The sequence below is a fragment of the Kordia sp. SMS9 genome, from assembly GCF_003352465.1.
Classification (GTDB): Bacteria; Bacteroidota; Bacteroidia; order Flavobacteriales; family Flavobacteriaceae; genus Kordia.
This window is the reverse complement of the sequence record NZ_CP031153.1, coordinates 2,703,930-2,723,959: the sequence shown is the minus strand read 5'-3', so window position 1 is coordinate 2,723,959 and position 20,030 is coordinate 2,703,930. Positions and strand designations below refer to the sequence as shown.

Sequence of the window (20,030 nt, the reverse complement as noted above, 5' to 3'; positions counted from 1 at the left end):
GAGACTTATTATTTTTTAAAGAATGAATCTACGAATTCAAATTTATTGAATACTTGTAAATCTTCAATACCTTCACCAACGCCAATATATTTTACTGGAATTTGGAATTGATCAGAAATTCCGATGACAACACCTCCTTTGGCAGTTCCATCTAACTTTGTAACCGCTAATGTCGTAACTTCTGTTGCCGCTGTAAATTGTTTGGCCTGTTCAAAAGCATTTTGCCCTGTAGAACCATCTAACACTAATAAAACGTCATGTGGAGCGTCGTCAATTACTTTTTGCATTACTTTTTTGACTTTCGTCAATTCTTTCATCAAGTTGACTTTATTGTGCAAACGTCCTGCAGTATCAATAATAATGACGTCAGCATCTTGTGCCACACCCGATTTTAAAGTATCAAACGCTACAGAAGCTGGATCGCTTCCCATGCTTTGTTTTACAAGTGGGACACCTACTCTATCTGCCCAAACTTCCAATTGGTCAATCGCGGCTGCTCTAAAGGTATCAGCTGCTCCTAAAACGACTTTCAACCCTTTTTTGTTGAATTGATACGCTAACTTACCAATTGTTGTTGTTTTTCCAACACCATTGACACCAACCACCATGAGCACATACGGTTTTTTATCGGCTGGAATGGTATATTCAGTTTCTTCACCAGAATTTGTTTCAGACAATAATCCTGCAATTTCTTCACGAAGAATTTTATTCAACTCGTCAGTTCCTAAGTATTTATCTTTGGCAACTCTTTCCTCTATACGATCAATAATTTTCAAAGTGGTATCAACACCAACATCGCTGCTGACTAATACTTCTTCTAAATTATCTAAAACTTCATCATCTACTTTGCTTTTTCCAGCAACCGCTTTGGTCAATTTAGAAAAGAAACTTGATTTGGATTTTTCCAAACCTTTGTCGAGGGTTTCCTTTTTTTCAGATGAAAATATTTTTTTAAAAAAACTCATAATGTGTGGTACTATTTTTAATTTGATACACTATCATATTGATTGTGTAAAACGCAAAACAAGATAGTTAAAATTCGCGTATGTTTTGCAGTGTATTTTATACTGTTAGCTTGTCAATTACCTTGCCCAATTCACAAACCTGTAAAACTGTCATAGTCTGATTTGGCAGAAAAGTATAAAAACAAAAAGCTACTCTCTTTCGAAAGTAGCTTTGGTATTTGTATAAAATGTATACTTATTTTTTTAACCAATCGTTTACCTTATCTGGTGACATGATTGATTCTACAAATGTATAAGCTCCAGTTTTTGGAGACTTTACCATTTTGATTGCTTTTGTGAGTCTTTTTGATCCTGTTTGTAAGGATGCTACTGATTTCTTTGCCATGACTTATTATTTTATTTCTTTGTGAACAGTCATTCTCTTTAAGATTGGATTAAATTTTTTAATCTCTAATCTGTCTGGAGTATTTTTCTTATTTTTTGTAGTGATATAACGAGAAGTTCCTGGTTGTCCAGAAGCTTTGTGCTCTGTACACTCTAGTATCACTTGAACTCTATTGCCTTTCTTCGCCATTGCTATTGGTATTTATAATATGACTGAATTACTTGATAAAACCTTTCGCTCTTGCTTCTTTTAGCACAGCGGAGATTCCTTTTTTATTAATTGTTTTTAATGCTGAAGTAGATACTTTCAAAGTAACCCACTTGTCTTCTTCAGGAATGTAAAAACGCTTTTTTGTAAGATTCGCATTAAATTTGCGTTTCGTTTTATTCATTGCGTGAGACACATTGTTCCCAACCATTGCTTTCTTTCCTGTTAATTCACAAATTCTTGACATCTGTACTAAACTTTATATTGTTACTCAAAAACGAGGTGCAAATTTACATTTTTTTATTTTCTCAGCAAATATTTAGTTACTGTTTTTTAAAATTTCTTCCAGTAACATTTGAAAAGCTTTGTTAACCGCTTTATTTACGACCTTTTCCCGCGGTTGCCCAAAGTTAAATCTCTGCGAAATAGTTCCATTAGGTGTTTTAATTCCAATAAAAACGGTTCCCACCTCAACATCAGAGTTTCCTTTGGTCGGACCTGCGTTTCCTGTGGTAGCAATTGCATAATCTGCATGATATATTTTTGCCGCGCCTTCTGCCATCGCTTCTACCACTTCTGCACTCACAACCGAATGTCGATCTATTAGTACTTTGGGAACGCCTAAAATATCGATTTTGGATTGTACCGCATAGGTTACTGCACTTCCGTTGAAGAAAGCAGAAACACCCGATTCTTCTGTAATTTGTGAAGCAATGCGTCCGCCAGTGCAACTTTCGGCAGCAGCCAACTTCAACCCTTTATCAATTAAAAGATCTCCAATTTCTGTGATGATGTTACTCGTTCCTTCTATTCCTTTAATAATGTCACCAATTATAGGATACAGTTTTTCTGCATAATCATCTACCGCATTGATAATATGTTCTCTGTCCTGTCCTTTTCCTGTAAGTCGCAAACGCACTCTTCCTACATTTGGCAAATACGCAAGTTTGATGAAATTTGGCAACTTATTTTCCCAATGTTCAATTTTCATGGCAATGCTACTTTCGCCCATTCCATACGTAAGAATCGTTTTGTGATAGATAAAAGGACGCTCAAATTCTTTTTGAAGCTTCGGAATGATTTGATGTGTCATCAATCCGCGCATTTCATACGGAACGCCTGGCATAGACACAAATACGGTACTGTCTTTTTCTAGCCACATTCCTGGCGCAGTTCCATATTTGTTATGTAATATTTGCGCTTTCGAAGGCACTAACGCCTGATCTCTATTCATGGTAGAGATGGTGGAGGAAGTCACATATTTTTCAAATAATTCTTCAATATGCGTTAATACTTCTTGATTTTTCACCAAGGTATCCTCAAAGTATTCGCAAAGTGTATGTTTGGTAATATCGTCTTTTGTAGGACCTAATCCACCAGTGATCAACACCAAGTCTGCTTTTTTTCTAGCCGCTTCTAAGGCTTCTAAAATGTGTTGTTTTTCGTCTTGAATGGAAGTGATTTGATGTACTGAAATTCCAATTTCATTCAATGCTTTGGAGATGAATACCGAATTGGTATCCACAATTTGTCCAATAAGAATTTCGTCACCAATCGTAATTATTTCAGCAATCATACGCTAGTTTAGGTTGAATTCTTTCTTTAGTTGCTCAATATTCATATTGATACTACGTTGCACTTCACTAAAAGTATTGGTGATGTCTGCAATATTCGTTTCTGCTTTTGCCCAACTAAGTATTTGCAAGTTTTTTTCGTAAGATGATTGCATGCCTAATAAGTCTAAATTTGGCTTTATTTTGTGACTTACTTGGTAAATACCGTGGTAGTTTTTTGCAGTTACTTCTTTTTCAAAAGTAATAAGATCTGCGGGAATTTCTTCAATAAAAGCTACTACGACTGCTTCTATAAAGTCTTGATCGCCATCAGAAATTGCGCTTATTTTTTCTAAATTATATGCCATTTTTTATTTTACTAATATTGAAAATAATTGTTGTCCCTCTAAAAATCCTGTCAGTCGGTCGTTTACATTCACTTTCCTAACTCCTGCAGGTGTTCCTGTAAAGATAATGTCACCTATTTTTAAGGTAAAGTATTGAGAAACATACGCAATCAGTTCGTCAATTTTCCACAACATTTGTTGCGTATTGCCTTGCTGCACGATTTCATTGTTTTTTTCAAGTTTGAAATTCAAGTTGTTGATATCTTCAAATTGATCTTTGGAAATCCATTGTCCCACAACCGCCGAACCGTCAAACGCTTTGGCTTTTTCCCAAGGCAATCCTTTGGCTTTGAGTTTCGATTGTAAGTCGCGCGCTGTAAAATCAATACCTACACTGATTTCATTGTAATATTTGTGCGCAAATTTCTGATCAATATATTTTCCTAATTTATTAATTTTTACCAAAACTTCAACTTCATGATGAATTTCTTCTGAAAAATCAGGAATAAAGAATGGCTGTTTTTTTAATAGAATAGACGTATCCGATTTCATGAAAATGACTGGATCTTTGGGTTTTTCATTTTCAAGTTCTGCAATATGTTCTGTATAGTTTCTTCCGATGCAAATAATTTTCATCTGCTTACTTTTATGTTTATGTTTTTTTGTGACGCATCTCACACATCACTTTGTTGACTTAATTGGTTAGTTTCACTTTAAACGCAGGCGCGACAATTTCATTCTCTTTAAAATTAGGTTTTGGCATTTTTAACTTTTCCACTTTTTTCCAGCCATTGACCGACATGTAATACGAAAACGATTCTCCTGCTTTTTCTACGATACCTGTAAAAATTGGCGCGTAACGTCTTAGTCTTACATTCTGCTTTCTTACAGAATCATTCATTTGTAGGTTGACAATTTCTTCTACTACATTTTCTTTGATGAATAAATGTTCAACCACTACAAAAAATCCTTCTCTCGGCACTTCAATGCCATTTGCTGGCATGCGCGCTTTTATCCTTCCTTGTTTATAGGTTACATCTACAAGTATTGGATCGAGCAAATCGTCTTTTGGCATTTTGTCTGCTGTGGCAGAAAGAATTCGCAATCGAAATTTGGCATCGTGCCTTCCGTCTTTATAGAAAAAAACGGTGACTTCTTCCAAGTAGTTTTCTTCGCCTAACTTTTCAATGAACGGATAATATCGCGCGAGCATGGAAGGATATTTACCTCCACTAAAATTTCCAAAACCGATGATTTGCTTCCCGCGAAACGGATTTACTCGTTTTCTTTTTTGTCGCTCGGTATGCGTTATGTGTACTGTGCTCAAGAATTCGAGAGAAGGTTTTAGGTAAATAACCAATCCCTTTTTTTGCCTGAGTTCTATTTTTTTATCTTCAAAACCTACGCACGATATATTTACGATTTTCCCAAGCCATTCGTCAGGAACTGTAAATTCAAAATTACCTTCTGCATCAGCTGTAGTTCCTCTTTTTTCTGAAGGAATAATTAAATGTGCATACGCTACAGGTTGTTTTGTTTCTTCATCGAGAATGATGCCAGCCATATTTTTTTGCGCAAAGACAACACTCAAATTTAAAAATGTGATGAGGATGATGGCAGTCTTTCTCAAGGGCGTTTTTACTTTTTAAAATTTCGTGTTTAACTTTCTTAATTTAATCGCTGTCAATACTTTTTTGGTGTACAACGGAAAATTCGCGTTGAGAATCCAACCGAAATACCCAGGTTCATCTTCCAAAACTTTTTCTACCTTTTTTCCTTTGTGCTTTCCAAACGAGAAAATTTCCTCATCATCTTTATCAAAAATGATAAATCCTGCAAAATCGGCAGTTTTTTTACGTGTTGTGAATTCACTCAACTTTTTCACATCATTTTCCAATTCTTCATAGCGATCCAATTGCGATTTCAACACTTCATACGTCGCATTTGTGTCTGCTTCTGCTCCGTGTGCGCCTTCGAGTTCTTTTCCACAGTAAAATTTATACGCGGCAGAAAGTGTACGTTTTTCCATTTTATGAAAAATAGTTTGCACATCGACGGAAACTTTGTTTTTCATATCAAAGTCAATCTCGGCACGCAATAGTTCTTCTGCCAACAATGGAATGTCAAAGCGATCTGAGTTGTAACCAGCCAAGTCACTATCCTTGATCATGTTATAAATTTCTTTGGAAAGTTGTTTGAATGTTGGTTCGTTCGCCACTTTATCATCCGTAATTCCGTGAATTTCAGATACCATGGGAGGAATCGGCATTTCCGGATTTACCAACCATGTTTTGCTCTCTTTGTTTCCGTTAGGATACACTTTGAGTATTGAGATTTCTACAATTCTATCTTTCGCTACTTCTACACCTGTTGTTTCTAAATCGAAGAAGCAGATCGGATTTTTGAGTTTTAATTCCATTATTTTATTTAAAACAGTAAATTTACCACTATTACAGAGCAAATAAAATTATTTTACCGTTTTAATAATTATTTTAATCTATTCTTAACACTCATAGGAAAACAGGTATGTGGAAGTCAATTGTAATGTGTCTTTTTTTGTGTTTTTGTTGGAATTTTTCCATGAATGCACAATCGGAAGCTATCGAAATTGTGGAAGTGAAAGAGAAAAAGAAAATTTTGTTTTATGCTATAAATCATACTGAAATAGCGAAAGAAGTTTTTTTTAAGGTGGATGGAAAAGGCTTTCGCAGAAGCAGTTACCGACCTGTCATTAAGAAAGTTCCTGCGCAGAAAAAAATATTGCTCGCAACTTTGATTCCTTTAAAAAATGCTACGCCTGAATATACTTATTTTCATTCCTTTGATGATGAATTGCAAGAAGTTAATGTGGAAGTTAAAAACGTAAGAAATTGGAAAGCTCTTGAAAAAGTAATTGACAAAGGAGAAACAATCATTTTTACGAAGGAAGAATGTGGCAAATGTGAAAAATTGATTGGCATGTTGAAAGCAAATCGCATTCCGCACAAAGCGTTTAACATTTCTGAAAGTGAACGTTTTAAAGAATTTTTCTGGAACACCGTTTCCAAAATGAAACGTCGAGATGTCATGATTTCTTCCATTCCCATTGCGATTGTGAAAGGAAAATTGCATGAAAGTTTGAATTTGATTTCTTTTATTGAGATGCTTAAACAGTAGATCGCTGTTAGCGAATTTTCTTATACTGTTTTTTGAATCAAAACGTAAACTGATAAACTTATAAACTCCTATTTTGTTGATTTGTTTTTTTGACATTTCACAGATGATATTCGTCAAGCTGAACTTGATTCAACTTCTCAAAAGAAGCTAAATATTAATAGATAACGTTCAAAGCACTTCTCGATACATTTTTCCCTTAGAAAAATACTCGAAGTGTCGCGTGGTGATTCAATACAAAAAACTAGCAACTAGCAAAAAAAGAGTCCCCGTTATTGAGAACTCTTTCTGTTATATGATATATGAATATTGACTGCTAAATATCTCTATCGCTGTCCCACGCTTCTAAGTAATCCGCAACTTGTTTTACGAATTGTCCACCCAACGCTCCATTTACAACTCTGTGATCGTATGAATGTGATAAGAACATTTTGTAACGAATTCCGATGAAATCGCCTTCTGGAGTTTCAATCACCGCAGGTACTTTTCGGATCGCTCCTAACGCTAAGATTCCAACTTGTGGCTGATTGATAATCGGGGTTCCCATGATGCTTCCAAAGGTTCCAACGTTCGTAACTGTGTACGTTCCGCCTTGAATTTCATCTGGCTTCAATTTGTTTTCTCTCGCTCTTCCTGCCAAATCGTTGACCGCTTTTGCCATTCCGACTAAATTCAACTGATCTGCATTTTTGATCACAGGAACAATGAGGTTTCCATCTGGTAATGCTGCCGCCATTCCTAAGTTGATGTTTTTCTTTTTGATGATCGTGTCACCATTTACAGCGATGTTCATCATTGGGAAATCTTTCAACGCTTTCGCCACAGCTTCCATGAATATTGGCGTAAATGTGAGCTTTTCACCTTCACGTTTTTCAAACTCAGCTTTCTTCTTTTTACGCCAGTTCCAAATGTTTGTCACATCTACTTCTACAAAACTTTGTACGTGTGCCGAAGTTTGTACCGAAGCCACCATGTGATGAGCAATGAGTTTCCCCATACGTGTCATTTCAATGATTTCATCGCCACCATTTACAGAAACTAGTGTTGCAGGTGTTGATTTTGCCACTGGTTTTGCAGCTTCTTTTACGGCTGCTTTTGGCGCTTCTGTTTTTTGCGGTTGTACTTGTACAGTTCCTTTATTTTTTATGTAATCGAGAATATCGTTTTTGGTCACTCTGCCATCTTTTCCAGATCCTGCAATCGCATCGAGTTCTTCTACAGAGATGCCTTCTTCTTTTGCTATGTTTTTGACTAATGGCGAGTAGAATTTTTCAGAGTTTGAAAAATCGTTGGTTACCGTTTCTTTTGCTGCAGTAACTGTTTTTGCAACTTCTGCTGCTGCTAGTGTTTCTACTACTTCTTCAGCTTTTGCTGTGGGTGCTGCTTCCTCACTTCCTTCGCCATCTGTTTCAATGATTGCAAGCGTTTCTCCTACTTTTACTACATCGTCAACATTGTGTAATATTTCAACTAAAACACCATCTACTTCACTTGGTAATTCAGAATCTACCTTGTCTGTTGCAATTTCTAATACTGCTTCGTCAGCTTCAATAGTATCGCCAACTTCTTTGAGCCATGATATAATTGTTGCTTCTGCAACACTTTCTCCCATTTGTGGAAGTTTTAGTTCAAATTTTGCCATATCCTTAATCTAAAGATGTTATTTTAATTTATTTTGCGAAAATACTAAATAATATCGTTTTTTGTTGAATTATTTCTAATTTACTTCGACTTGCTCAACTTCCATTCTTTGACTCGTTCAGTAACAATACTTCTCCTCTACTTTTAGACGAATCGCTTCCGAGGATAAAAGTACTGCTTTTTGGGTATATTTTGTAATATCCAAACTGTTTTTCAAAGATTTGAATACTGTCTTTTAGGTTTACAAAATGAGTATCTAGGAGGATTTCAACCTTTTTTTTACCTTTTAGTTGACTCAAAAAATGTCCCAGATTTTCAACACGTACGCAATTTATAGGATGATACAGGTTTGAAATTTGCTGGAAACGTTCTACCGAATCGCTCACAAAAACACATTTATGAACTTCTTTTTGGGTATTTTTTTCGGATGGTGCTACTAACGGAATCAATCTCGCGCCAAGCGTAACCGCCACATCATACACCAAATTCCGTTGAAAATGTTTTTTATAAAATAATTGCATGGCGCCGTAAAAGCGTTTGGCGTAGGTTTTGTCTTTTAGCGTACTTTCTCCTTTGTAATGAATGACCGTCGTTTTGCCATAATAGTAGTTTTGAAAACCCGCTTTTTTGATTTTGTACGACAAATCAATGTCTTCGCCGTACATGAAATAGTCTTCGTCAAATCCGCCAACTTGGTCGTACACACTTTTTTTCATCATCATAAACGCACCGACGAGAATGTCTACTTTGCCAATTTCGTTTTCTTCTAAGCTTGAATAGTATCCTGAATTTTTAGTGCCCATTATTTTTTTGACAGAAACCATCGCCGTGGGAATGTTTCGTTTGCTTTCGGGCAGAAATTTTCCGCTTCCATCAATGAGTTTGCAACCAATAGCTCCAACGTTTTTTTTGCTTTGCGCGAATTTTATGAGTTGTGTAAATGTATCTTCGGCAACGATTGTATCAGGATTTAAGATACACACATATTCGCCTTTTGCCAGTTTTACTGCTTGATTGTTTGCTTTGGCGAAACCTACATTTTCGATATTTTCGATGAGTTGAATTTCTGGAAATGTGCGTTGCATCATGTCGCAACTATCGTCAGGCGAATTGTTATCAACTACAATAATTTCTGCGTCCATTTCCGCAATAGCGGCTTGCACACTGCGAATACAGGCTTCTAAAAAGTAACGTACATTGTAGTTGAGAATGATGACCGAAAGTTGCATACGAATTGAAAATTAAGAGCTTTTTAGCGAGTTTTCAAACGGAACTCGGTTTAAGATGCTTCTTCCCAAGGTAACCTCATCTGCATATTCAAGTTCGTCACCAACGGAGATTCCGCGTGCAATGGTAGACGTTTTGACTTCGTAATTTTCTATTTGTTTGTAAATGTAGAAATTGGTTGTATCGCCTTCCATCGTGGAACTTAGTGCAAATATGATTTCTTTGACTTTTCCTGCTTTTACTTTTTCTACCAAACTCGAAATCGTCAAATTATGCGGTCCAATTCCGTCTAGCGGTGAAATTTTTCCGCCCAACACATGATACAAACCTTTGTATTGCGCTGTACTTTCTATTGCCATCACATCGCGAATGTCTTCCACGACACATACAATATCTTCCTGTCGATTGGCATTCATACAAATATCGCACACTTCTACATCGGAAATGTTGTGACAGTTGTTGCAATGTTTGATTTCCGTACGCAAGTCTTGCAACGCGCTTACTAAATGCAAGGTTTGACTTTCTGGCTGTTTTAAGAGATGTAATACCAAGCGCAATGCTGTTCGCTTCCCAATTCCGGGCAACTGCGACACTTCATTGACGGCATTTTCTAAGAGTTTTGAGGAGAATTCCATTTGGCAAATTTACCATTTTTTTAATTCTGAAATTGAAAATAAAGTTGAAATCAAATGTTGAAATCACAATTCAACAGTAAAACTCAAAAGAATGACATCCTTGAGAGACTAAGAGTTAGTCGGTTTTTATAAAATTAAAGGGCAAGCTACGATTACCGTTTTCATCTTACGTCTTTATCAGATGTTTCTACTGTGCAGATCTCTAGCGGAATGATGAATAGTCAAAATATCTATTCGCGAATCATTTACAACTTTATATATAATTCTGTAGTTTCCTTCGATCAACTCGCAAATGTTTTTATTTCCAATTTCAGAAACTGTTTTTCCTGAATATGGTTGAGATAACAGTATTTTTGTTCGAAATCTTATTCGAACGATTTGAAGTTTGGCGTACTTTTTAGAATCTTTGGAAATATATTCAGCAATATCTTTTAAGTCAGAAGTTGCTTGAAGTGTCCAATTTATTTGAACCATTTTTCAATTTCATTATCAAGTTCAGATTCAGAAATAACTTCTCCTTTTTCAGACTGTTTGTTTCCTCGATCAATTTTTTCAACTAAAATGAGTCTTTCCACTAATTCATCAATTGAAAATTCCTCTGGAAAACTTTCAATTTGTTCTCTTAATTTCGATTTAGTCAACATAGCTTTTAATTTATAATTCTAAGATACAAATTTAATATTTATTCGGCTGATAATTAATGTAAGACCATCAAAATGCAGTTCGCTTTCCAATACCTGAAAGTTGCGAAATTTCGCTAACAGCATTTTCTAAAAGCTTTGAGGAGAATTCCATTTGGTAAATTTACCATTTTTTGAATTCAGAATTATGAATTCAGAATTTTGAATTATTAAATTTTCAATCTTTTAAGCATTCAATCTAAAAAAGTCACAGAAGTTTGTATTTTGCAATCCACAAAATTTATATATGCAGCCAATTCACATTTTACTACTGATTGCCGGATATTTTGGCGTTTTGATTTTAATTTCTTATTTCACAGGAAAAGACGACAGCAACGAAACTTTTTTTAAGGCGTCACGAAAATCGCCTTGGTACGTGGTCGCTTTTGGAATGATTGGCGCCTCACTTTCGGGCGTTACGTTTATTTCCGTGCCTGGTTGGGTAGATAATGCACAGTTTGGCTATATGCAAGTTGTGTTTGGATATTTGGTTGGGTATTTTATCATTGCGTATGTGTTAATGCCTATTTATTATCGTTTGAATGTGACGTCGATTTACCAGTATTTGGAAGATCGTTTTGGCGTAGTGAGTTATAAAACGGGCGCTTTTTTCTTTTTGATTTCTCGAATTTTGGGCGCATCGTTCCGATTGTATTTGGTGGCAATTGTATTGCAACGCTTTGTTTTTGAGGAATTTGGAATTCCGTTTGCGGTGACCGTGATTCTTTCTATTTTGTTGATTTGGCTGTATACGTTTCGTGGTGGAATTAAAACCATTGTTTGGACAGATACGTTGCAAACGTTATTTATGCTGATTGCTGTTGGTGTTGCTATATATATGATTTTGGGGAATTTGGATCTGAGTTTTGGGGAATTTTGGTCTTCTGAAAGTTTAGATCAATACAATCAAATTTGGTTTACGGATAATTGGCTTGCCAAAAACTATTTTCTAAAATCTTTTGTGGGCGGATTGCTGATTGCGGTGTGTATGACAGGACTCGATCAAGATATGATGCAAAAGAATTTGACGTGTAAAACGCTCGGCGATGCTCAAAAAAACATGGTTTCGTTTAGCATTGTACTGATTGTGGTGAATTTTATCTTTTTGCTATTAGGAGCACTTCTTTTTATGTATGCTTCCAAAAACGGAATTGAAACACCGTTGATGAATGGAAAGCCAAAAACCGATTTACTATTTCCTGAAATTGCACTGAAAGGCGATTTGGGAATTTCACTTGCTATTGTATTTTTACTTGGGTTGATTGCGGCCGCGTATTCGAGCGCCGATTCTGCGTTGACTTCTTTAACGACTTCGTTTTCTGTCGATTTTTTAGGGATTGAAAAGAAACCGAAAGACACCCAAAAAAGAACACGTCAATTGGTACATATTGGCATGTCGGTTGTGTTAATTATTGTCGTGATTATTTTTAAAATATTAAACAACGACAGCGTTATTGACAGCATTTTAGTAATTGCAGGCTATACCTACGGACCTTTGTTAGGATTGTTTGCTTTTGGAATTTTCACCAAATACAAAGTAATTGACAAATACGTTTGGATTGTTGCCATAGTGTCTATATGTCTTACGTATGTAATTGCAAATGCGGGAACGTATTATATGTATTTCACAGCAGATGTTGGTGCACTTTCGGATGCAGCAAAATTAGCCAAAGATAATTTGTATCAATTTGGGTATGAATTGCTCGCTGTAAACGGATTGCTTACATTTATTGGTTTAGTACTGATTAGACGCCAACATGATTAAGGTACAGGCAACTTCACATTTGATGTCTTTTTCCTGCAATTCTTTGATAAAACTAGGATTTTCGGTTCCTGGATTAAAAATGATGCGCGTTGGCTGTAATGAAAAAATATATTCATAATACGCTTCTTGAGCCGTAGGATTCAAATACAAGGTAACTGTATGAATGTCTTCGTAGGGTTTCAATGTTGTATCAATGGCAACACCATTTATTTCTCCTTCTTTGAGACCAAAGGCTACGACTTCATGACCGTTTGCTACGAGTCTATGTACAGCTTTATGAGAGAAGCGATGCGATTTTGTAGAAGCACCAAGCACTAATGTTTTCAATAGATTACGATATTATAGGTTTACGATTTAGGTATGCTTACTGGTAATGAGCATGCAAATTTAGTGATTTTTGATCTGTGACTTTGATATTTGTTAAAATATGTTAAAATTCACTCCAATGAGTAACACAATCCTATTTACTTCGTCAGGTATGCATGATTCCAGTTTGCTGGAACATCATCAAAAAATAAAAAACGAACTAATTACATGAAAAAACTATTCTCACTATGCATGTTAATGCTTAGCATTGGCCTGTATGCTCAAAACCCAGTCCCCAAAATCGGAACCGTTCAAGGAAAAGTAATGGATGCCACTTCTGGCGAAGCCATTCCTTACGCAACGATTGTCATTAAATCGAAAGCTGATAGTAAAGTACTTACTGGAGCGATTTCTGATGATAACGGAAATTTTAAAATCGAAAAAGTTCCTGCCGGAGCTTTAATTATTGATATTCAATTTATTGGATATGAAACAGTTTCAAAAGAAGTTACGATCACAAATGATGCTAAAGTTGCTGAACTTGGCACCGTTTCACTTGCGGAAAGTGCTACGACGTTAAATGAAGTGGAAGTTGTGGCAGAACGAACTACCATTGAACAAAAAGTGGACAGAAAAGTAATTACCGTTGGAAAAGATTTAGTTACTGCTGGACCGACAGCTTCTGACATTATGAACAATTTGCCTTCTGTAAACGTAGATCAACAAACAGGAGATATTAGCTTGCGTGGAAATCAGAACGTACGTGTGATGGTAGATGGGAAACTTTCCACCATCCCCACAGCACAATTATTACGTCAATTGCCTTCAAATTCCATCAAAAAAATTGAATTGATCACAAATCCTTCTGCAAAGTACAATCCTGAAGGAATGAGTGGAATTATCAATATTGTATTGCGTAAAAATGTAAATATTGGGTTTAACGGAAATGCTACTATTGGTGTAACACGTGAGCGTGAAGCAAAGTTTAATAGTAATTTAGATATGAACTATCGCAACGGAAAGTTTAACATCTTTGGTAACTATGGAAACAATATTTCGAAGAATAGAAACGGTGGAAACATCTTTCGCCCTGACGAAAATTCGGAGCAATTTTTTGACAATTTAGACAATAATAAAAACCACTTAATAAAATTTGGTATTGATGTGTATTTGAATGATAAAAACACGGTTTCATTCTTTACGAATCAAAACTTAACTGACAGCCGAAGCGAAGGTTTTGTAAACATTCTTTTTTATGAAGATGCACAATTTAACAACTCGCAAGATTTCTTAGCTGTGAACGACAATTTAGCATCGCAATATAACTTCAATTACAAATACGACATTACCGAAGAAGGTGAAAACATTGAATTGGAAGTGGATTATAATGTATTTGATGCGGAAAATCAATTTGACTTTGTTTTTGCAGGATTTAACACATTTCCAGATTATATTGATGAATCTGACACCAACCGAGATCGTACCACAATTAACTTGGATTATGTACGTCCGTTGAAGAATCAAGCAAAATTAGAAGCTGGTGCCGAAGCGCGTTTGTTTAACTCTAATATTGATTATCAATCTACAGGATTCTCTTTTGATGAATTTGGAGATTTACGCAGAACGCCAAGTACTGATTTTGACTACAGTAGAGACATCTATTCTATCTATGCAACGTATGGAAAACAATATGAAAAATGGTCGTACCAAGTTGGTTTGCGTGCAGAAACAGTTCAAGTAGATGCCAATGCCTTATCAACGGAAGTGGAAACGCCTGATACTGAAAATATCATTTTTGAAAATGATTATACACAAATATATCCATCTGCATTTTTCACCTATTCTCCATCTGAGAAAAACTCATACCAATTAAGTTATAGCAGACGTGTAGATCGTCCTGGAATTGGTCAGGTGAATCCAATTAGAGAATGGGCAACACCATTGATTACTTCTTTTGGAAATATCAATTTACAGCCACAATTTACCAATTCTATGGAAATGAATTACACGCGTAAACTTGGAAATAAAGGAACGTTTACGGGTGGTGTTTTCTACCGAATTATTGAAGATGAAATTAACCGAGCAGTTTTTGTAGATCGAACAGATTTAAACAGAATCATCTTGACACACGATAACTTTGACAATACTACTGCATACGGATTTGAGCTTTCAAGCAATTTAAGGCCGACAAGCTGGTGGAGTTTTAATACAAGTTTCGATTTCTTTTCACAAACACAAAAAGGAATTACAGAATCGTTAAATGCGCCAACAGATGTAGCGACTACCGATAATATTGTTCGTGAAACAAGAGAAGTAGACAACCAAGCTTGGAACTTTAGAATGTTTAACAACTTTGCAGTGTCTAAAAAGTTAAACTTATCTGCTTTTGGTTTTTACAGAGGTGCTGTACAGGGAATTCAGTTTAAAATGGAGCCAATGTATTTTGTAAATGTGGGAGCGCGTTATTCGTTTGCAGAAGGAAAAGGAACCCTAAGTGTGAATTACAACGATATTTTCCGTACGATGGAATTTGGCTTTGACGGTCAAAGACCATTCCGCCAGAGTGGTGGTTTTAGATGGGAAAGCAACACGGTAAATGTGAGTATTTCATACCGTTTTGGAGGTGGAAAATACAGAGCAAAATCGCGTAAGCAACGTGATAATGATGAAAAATCTGGAAGCGGCGGATTCTTATAGAAATTTACTAGTTTATTCATAACGACAACAACTTAATAGCTTCAATTATTATTGATGGTTAGTGTTAATTGAACGCTATTAATAGATGAAAACCTTACGTGTGCACACATAAGGTTTTCTGTGTTTTTGAATAATCTAAAATGCTATTAATCTACAAATTAGATCATTTAAACAAATAAATTGTTAAAGTTATATCAAGAATTAAAGATATCTCAAAAAAAACGCCGAATTTTATGTTATTAATAAAGTATGCTGTATTGTTATTGGGTTGATTATTCGAATTTAGCACTCTAAAATTACCATTAAAATTGCATCACGTATACTAGATATTTATCTAAGAAAAAATCCCAAGCACGTTAGTTCTTGGGATTTTGTTTTATATATGCTTTACGCGATGTGTCTTTCTATATTAAAATGATTTACATACAATAAGTTTAGTTTGAAACTTTTCTTTTGTTTCTTTTCTTTGAGAAAACAAAGACATCGAAGATTCACGAATTCCTATTTAATAAAATAGAAACCACATGAGCTAAAATGAAAGTAAAACACTGGAAACATCGTTTTATAACAGAGAGCTTCTAGTTTTATTATAAATATAAATTGAATTAGTTATATAAAACTAAGGTTATATTACCACTTAATAATCACACTTCCCCAAGTAAATCCACTTCCGAAAGCTGCTAATACGACCGTGTCTCCTTCTTTGATTTTTCCTTCTTCCCAAGCTTCTGTTAATGCAATTGGAATGGATGCTGCGGTTGTATTTCCATAACGCATGATATTGTTATATACTTGATCGTTGCTTAATCCAAACTTCTTTTGAATAAATTGTGCGATGCGTAAATTTGCTTGGTGCGGAATTAACATGTCAATAGCTTCTTTGCCCAATCCGTTTTGTGCTAAACCTTCCATAATTACTTCACTAAAACGAACGACGGCATTTTTGAATACAAACTGTCCGTTCATGTGCGGAAAATACGAAGTATCTTCTACGCCAGCTTCATGATCGCTAATAATATCATTTACCCAACGTGTTCCCATTCCGGGTGCTGTCAATGCCAATTCTTCTGCATGTTCTCCTTGCGAATGTAAATGTGTAGATAAAATTCCACGAGTGTCATCTTCGCTTCTGGTTAAAATTGCAGCTCCTGCACCATCTCCAAAAATCACAGAAACGCCTCTTCCACGTGTGGTCATATCCAATCCATGTGAATGTAACTCAGAACCGATCACTAAAATATTTTTATACATTCCCGTTTTAATAAACTGATCTGCTACTGAAATAGCGTATACAAATCCGGAACATTGATTGCGAACATCTAACGCGCCAACGGTTTTAATATCCAATTCTTTTTGCACCATAACGCCTGGTCCAGGAAAATAATAATCAGGACTCAATGTGGCAAAAACGATAAAATCGATATCATCTTTATCAATACCTGCACGTTCAATAGCAACCTTTGCGGCTTTAATTCCCATGCCCGAAGTAGTATCTTCTGTACCTTTTACGGCAAACCTTCGTTCTTTGATTCCTGTACGCTCCTGTATCCACGCATCATTCGTATCCATGAGTTTTGATAAATCATTATTGGTAACCACATTATCTGGAACATAATGTCCGAGTCCTATAATTCTAGATGTATACATAAATTGTCGACTTTATATTTTTTAGTGTGAAATTGTCTTGTAAAATTACGATTTCTTAAAAATTCAGGCTACAAAATTAAGCATTAATAATTACATCTAGAATTTTCATCAAATAGAGTTCCATAAAAAAGCACATCTATACTACATACATTGGCTTTTATAACACCCTAATCGATACACAAACAATTCGTTAAGGAGAAATGCGTATTTACTAGCAATAACAGCCAATCATCACTATAGTACAAACTGAAAACTTTCTAAAAATCGTATAAGAAATACAGTTTTTTAACAAGTTTTTCGACTTTTTTTAAATAGTTTTATACCTCATCAACCACAAACAAAGCGAACCACCATGAAAAACACCTTCATAGTATTCATTTTTTTTCTTTCCTTTTTTAGTTTAAATGCACAAGAAAACATTGGATATCAACAGCCTCCACAAGAAATATTAGAACTTGCTGATGCCGCGCCAGCACCTAGAGTCCGGATGGACACTAAAGGAGAAAAATTTTATTTTTTATATCGTAGCAACTATAAAAGCATTGCCGAACTTTCTGAAAAAGAATTACGCTTGGCTGGTTTGCGTATCAATCCAAAAACAAATATTGGTAGCAGACAACGTTATTATGACAAACTCCAAATTAGAATCGGCAGAAACGCCGCAGAAGAAATGGTAGCTGGATTGCCGTCAAAAGGTCGCTTTTCCTATTTTAGCTGGTCGCCAGACGAAACCAAATTGGCATTGACAAATACTGTTGAAACTGGTGTGGAATTATGGGTGATCGATTTTAATACAAAAACTGCAAAAAAACTCACAGATGCAAATTTAAATGCCAATATTGGCAGTCCGTATATGTGGTTGAAAGACAGCAAATCATTACTCGTAAAGAAAGTTCCAAACAATAGAAAAAATTTGATCAATACGGCAAGTACAGTTCCTGTTGGACCAACAATTTCAGTAAGTCAGCAAGGTGTAAAAGCACAAAACAGAACCTATCAAGATTTATTGAAAAATAAAAACGACGAATTCAACTTTGAGCAGTTAGCCACATCAGAATTGCATCGTGTAGATCTTAACGGAAATAATTCCCTTTGGAAAGAAAAAAACATGTACAGAAGCATGTCATTATCACCCAATGGTGAATTTGTAATGTTAAGAACTGTTGAAAAACCATTCTCGTATTTAGTTACTTACTCACAATTTCCATTTACTTCAACCATTTACAATAGCAATGGAAACAAAGTATACGAAGCGTTAAAAGTTCCGTTAATTGAAGATTTACCAAAAGGATTCATGTCTACACGAACTGGTCGTAGAAATATCTCGTGGCGTTCAGATCAACCAGCAACGATTTACTGGGCAGAAGCTTTAGATGGTGGCGATCCTGCCAAAAAAGTTTCACACAGAGACGAAGTGTTTCAATTAAAAGCGCCTTTTACAGGAACTCCAACTTCCTTATTAAAAACCGTTGGGCGTTTTTCATGGATTCTATGGGGAAATAGTGAAACCGCCGTTGCGTATGATTATTGGTGGAATACACGAAATACAAAAACCTATCTTTTCAATCCATCGGATAACAGCAAAGAAGCCAAAATTATTACGGACAGAAGCTACCAAGATATATACAGCAATCCTGGGGATTTTATCTCTTCAAAAAATGAATTTGGTCGCAATGTATTAAGTATGGAAAAAAACAACCTGTTTTTAATTGGTGATGGATACAGTGAAAATGGCAGAAAACCTTTTGTGGATAAATTCAATCTGAAAAATTTAACCACGAAACGCATGTATGAGTCCGATTACACCAATAAAACAGTAAATATTATTGATGCAGTCGATCTAAAAAAAGGAACCTTTATGATCATGTTGGAATCTAAAAGTGAATATCCTAATTACTACATTCAAAACCTAAAAAAGAACAAGCCAGCCGTGGCATTGACCAACTTTAAAAATCCTTTTGAAAGCATAAAAAATGTCAAGAAAGAAGTCATTACTTATAAACGTGACGATGGTTTGGAACTTTCGGGAACCTTGTATTTACCAACAAATTACGAAGAAGGTAAAAAATACCCAATGATTTTGTGGGCATATCCTGTAGAATATAAAGACAAGAAAAATGCAGGCCAAGTAACCGCTGACGCCAATGAGTTTACCTATGTATATTATGGTTCGCCAATTTACTGGGTTGCGCGCGGATATGTGGTGTTAGACGATGCTTCTTTCCCTATTGTGGGCGAAGGCGACGAAGAACCAAACGATACCTTTATAAAACAACTCGTTGCCAACGGAAAAGCTGCGATTGACGCTGTAGACAAACTAGGCTATATTGATAGAACAAAAGTTGCCGTTGGCGGACATTCGTACGGAGCGTTTATGACCGCAAACTTATTGACACATTCCAATCTATTTGCTGCGGGAATTGCACGAAGCGGCGCATATAACAGAACGCTGACACCGTACGGTTTTCAAAGTGAAGAACGCAGTTATTGGGAAGCTCCTGAAATTTATTACAACATGTCACCATTTATGCATGCAGATAAAATGAAAACGCCTTTGTTGTTAATTCACGGAGAAGCAGACAACAATTCAGGAACCTATCCTTTACAAAGTGAACGTTATTTTAATGCACTCAAAGGAATGGGCGCGCCAGTGCGTTTGGTCATGTTGCCAAAAGAAAGTCACGGGTATAGAGCCAAAGAATCGATCATGCACTTACTGTGGGAACAAGATCGTTGGCTGGAAATGCACTTAAAAAACAAAGAAACTTCTTCGAAGTAGGAAGGTATTTTTCAAGAATACAATTACAAAACTCCGCGAAAAG

Annotated in this window: 20 protein-coding genes and 1 pseudogene; 4 read left to right on the top strand and 17 right to left on the bottom strand. The window is 35.7% G+C overall.

Annotated elements, in window-relative coordinates; genetic code table 11:
• Window positions 1–8: 8 nt before the first annotated feature.
• The 9 genes from ftsY to KORDIASMS9_RS11830 form a co-directional block, all read right to left on the bottom strand.
• Entirely contained in the window at window positions 9–965 is a 957-nt protein-coding gene (gene ftsY / locus KORDIASMS9_RS11870) for a signal recognition particle-docking protein FtsY (protein ID WP_114903043.1), read from the bottom strand.
• A gap of 235 nt (window positions 966–1,200) precedes the next feature.
• Window positions 1,201–1,350, bottom strand: coding sequence for a DUF4295 domain-containing protein (locus KORDIASMS9_RS11865; protein WP_007094743.1), 150 nt, complete (start codon window positions 1,348–1,350; stop codon window positions 1,201–1,203).
• Window positions 1,351–1,356: 6 nt separating this feature from the next.
• Complete coding sequence (rpmG, locus tag KORDIASMS9_RS11860; RefSeq protein ID WP_007094744.1) at window positions 1,357–1,539, bottom strand: 50S ribosomal protein L33; 183 nt, start codon at window positions 1,537–1,539, stop codon at window positions 1,357–1,359.
• Window positions 1,540–1,567: 28 nt separating this feature from the next.
• On the bottom strand, window positions 1,568–1,804 hold the full coding sequence (gene rpmB / locus KORDIASMS9_RS11855) for a 50S ribosomal protein L28 (RefSeq protein WP_007094745.1): 237 nt from the start codon (window positions 1,802–1,804) through the stop codon (window positions 1,568–1,570).
• A gap of 72 nt (window positions 1,805–1,876) precedes the next feature.
• Window positions 1,877–3,133, bottom strand: a complete 1,257-nt coding sequence (locus tag KORDIASMS9_RS11850) for a CinA family nicotinamide mononucleotide deamidase-related protein (protein ID WP_114903042.1) — start codon at window positions 3,131–3,133, stop codon at window positions 1,877–1,879.
• Between the two features lie 3 nt (window positions 3,134–3,136).
• On the bottom strand, window positions 3,137–3,478 hold the full coding sequence (locus tag KORDIASMS9_RS11845; RefSeq protein WP_114903041.1) for an Hpt domain-containing protein: 342 nt from the start codon (window positions 3,476–3,478) through the stop codon (window positions 3,137–3,139).
• 3 nt (window positions 3,479–3,481) lie between these two features.
• Entirely contained in the window at window positions 3,482–4,093 is a 612-nt protein-coding gene (locus KORDIASMS9_RS11840; RefSeq protein WP_114903040.1) for a fumarylacetoacetate hydrolase family protein, read from the bottom strand.
• 58 nt (window positions 4,094–4,151) lie between these two features.
• Entirely contained in the window at window positions 4,152–5,087 is a 936-nt protein-coding gene (locus KORDIASMS9_RS11835; RefSeq protein ID WP_162819906.1) for a carboxypeptidase-like regulatory domain-containing protein, read from the bottom strand.
• Window positions 5,088–5,102: 15 nt separating this feature from the next.
• Entirely contained in the window at window positions 5,103–5,876 is a 774-nt protein-coding gene (locus KORDIASMS9_RS11830; protein ID WP_114903038.1) for a 3'-5' exonuclease, read from the bottom strand.
• A 161-nt stretch (window positions 5,877–6,037) separates the two neighbouring features.
• On the opposite strand from KORDIASMS9_RS11830, the gene KORDIASMS9_RS11825 reads away from it, so the two are divergent.
• Complete coding sequence (locus tag KORDIASMS9_RS11825) at window positions 6,038–6,613, top strand: glutaredoxin domain-containing protein (RefSeq protein ID WP_114903037.1); 576 nt, start codon at window positions 6,038–6,040, stop codon at window positions 6,611–6,613.
• Window positions 6,614–6,926: 313 nt separating this feature from the next.
• On the opposite strand, the gene KORDIASMS9_RS11820 is transcribed toward KORDIASMS9_RS11825, so the two are convergent.
• From KORDIASMS9_RS11820 to KORDIASMS9_RS23855, 6 genes and pseudogenes are all read right to left on the bottom strand, one after another.
• The gene (locus KORDIASMS9_RS11820) at window positions 6,927–8,252 is read right to left on the bottom strand and encodes a dihydrolipoamide acetyltransferase family protein (RefSeq protein WP_114903036.1); all 1,326 of its coding nucleotides are present in this window, start codon (window positions 8,250–8,252) and stop codon (window positions 6,927–6,929) included.
• 94 nt (window positions 8,253–8,346) lie between these two features.
• Complete coding sequence (locus KORDIASMS9_RS11815; RefSeq protein ID WP_114903035.1) at window positions 8,347–9,480, bottom strand: glycosyltransferase family 2 protein; 1,134 nt, start codon at window positions 9,478–9,480, stop codon at window positions 8,347–8,349.
• Window positions 9,481–9,492: 12 nt separating this feature from the next.
• Entirely contained in the window at window positions 9,493–10,113 is a 621-nt protein-coding gene (recR, locus tag KORDIASMS9_RS11810; protein ID WP_114903034.1) for a recombination mediator RecR, read from the bottom strand.
• A 177-nt stretch (window positions 10,114–10,290) separates the two neighbouring features.
• A complete protein-coding gene (locus tag KORDIASMS9_RS11805; RefSeq protein ID WP_114903033.1) occupies window positions 10,291–10,587 on the bottom strand; it encodes a type II toxin-antitoxin system RelE/ParE family toxin in 297 nt (98 codons plus the stop codon).
• On the bottom strand, window positions 10,575–10,757 hold the full coding sequence (locus KORDIASMS9_RS11800) for a hypothetical protein (protein ID WP_114903032.1): 183 nt from the start codon (window positions 10,755–10,757) through the stop codon (window positions 10,575–10,577). Before KORDIASMS9_RS11800 ends, KORDIASMS9_RS11805 begins: the two co-directional genes overlap by 13 nt.
• A gap of 73 nt (window positions 10,758–10,830) precedes the next feature.
• Window positions 10,831–10,908: pseudogene (locus KORDIASMS9_RS23855) on the bottom strand (recombination protein RecR); the annotation flags it as partial.
• Window positions 10,909–11,040: 132 nt separating this feature from the next.
• Here KORDIASMS9_RS23855 and KORDIASMS9_RS11790 point away from each other — a divergent pair.
• Window positions 11,041–12,558, top strand: a complete 1,518-nt coding sequence (locus KORDIASMS9_RS11790) for a sodium:solute symporter (RefSeq protein WP_114903031.1) — start codon at window positions 11,041–11,043, stop codon at window positions 12,556–12,558.
• Here KORDIASMS9_RS11790 and KORDIASMS9_RS11785 read toward each other — a convergent pair.
• Window positions 12,529–12,885 carry a CoA-binding protein gene (locus KORDIASMS9_RS11785; RefSeq protein ID WP_114903030.1) on the bottom strand — a complete coding sequence of 119 codons (357 nt, stop codon included), beginning with the start codon at window positions 12,883–12,885 and terminating at the stop codon, window positions 12,529–12,531. The two genes, KORDIASMS9_RS11790 and KORDIASMS9_RS11785, sit on opposite strands and share 30 nt — an antisense overlap.
• A gap of 207 nt (window positions 12,886–13,092) precedes the next feature.
• On the opposite strand from KORDIASMS9_RS11785, the gene KORDIASMS9_RS11780 reads away from it, so the two are divergent.
• Window positions 13,093–15,561 (top strand): outer membrane beta-barrel family protein, encoded by a 2,469-nt coding sequence (locus tag KORDIASMS9_RS11780; RefSeq protein WP_114903029.1) that lies wholly within the window; start codon window positions 13,093–13,095, stop codon window positions 15,559–15,561.
• A gap of 630 nt (window positions 15,562–16,191) precedes the next feature.
• On the opposite strand, the gene KORDIASMS9_RS11775 is transcribed toward KORDIASMS9_RS11780, so the two are convergent.
• Window positions 16,192–17,208, bottom strand: a complete 1,017-nt coding sequence (locus tag KORDIASMS9_RS11775) for a 3-oxoacyl-ACP synthase III family protein (RefSeq protein ID WP_114903028.1) — start codon at window positions 17,206–17,208, stop codon at window positions 16,192–16,194.
• Window positions 17,209–17,560: 352 nt separating this feature from the next.
• Between KORDIASMS9_RS11775 and KORDIASMS9_RS11770 the strand changes: the two genes are divergently transcribed.
• Entirely contained in the window at window positions 17,561–19,987 is a 2,427-nt protein-coding gene (locus KORDIASMS9_RS11770) for a S9 family peptidase (protein WP_114903027.1), read from the top strand.
• Window positions 19,988–20,030 lie beyond the last annotated feature (43 nt).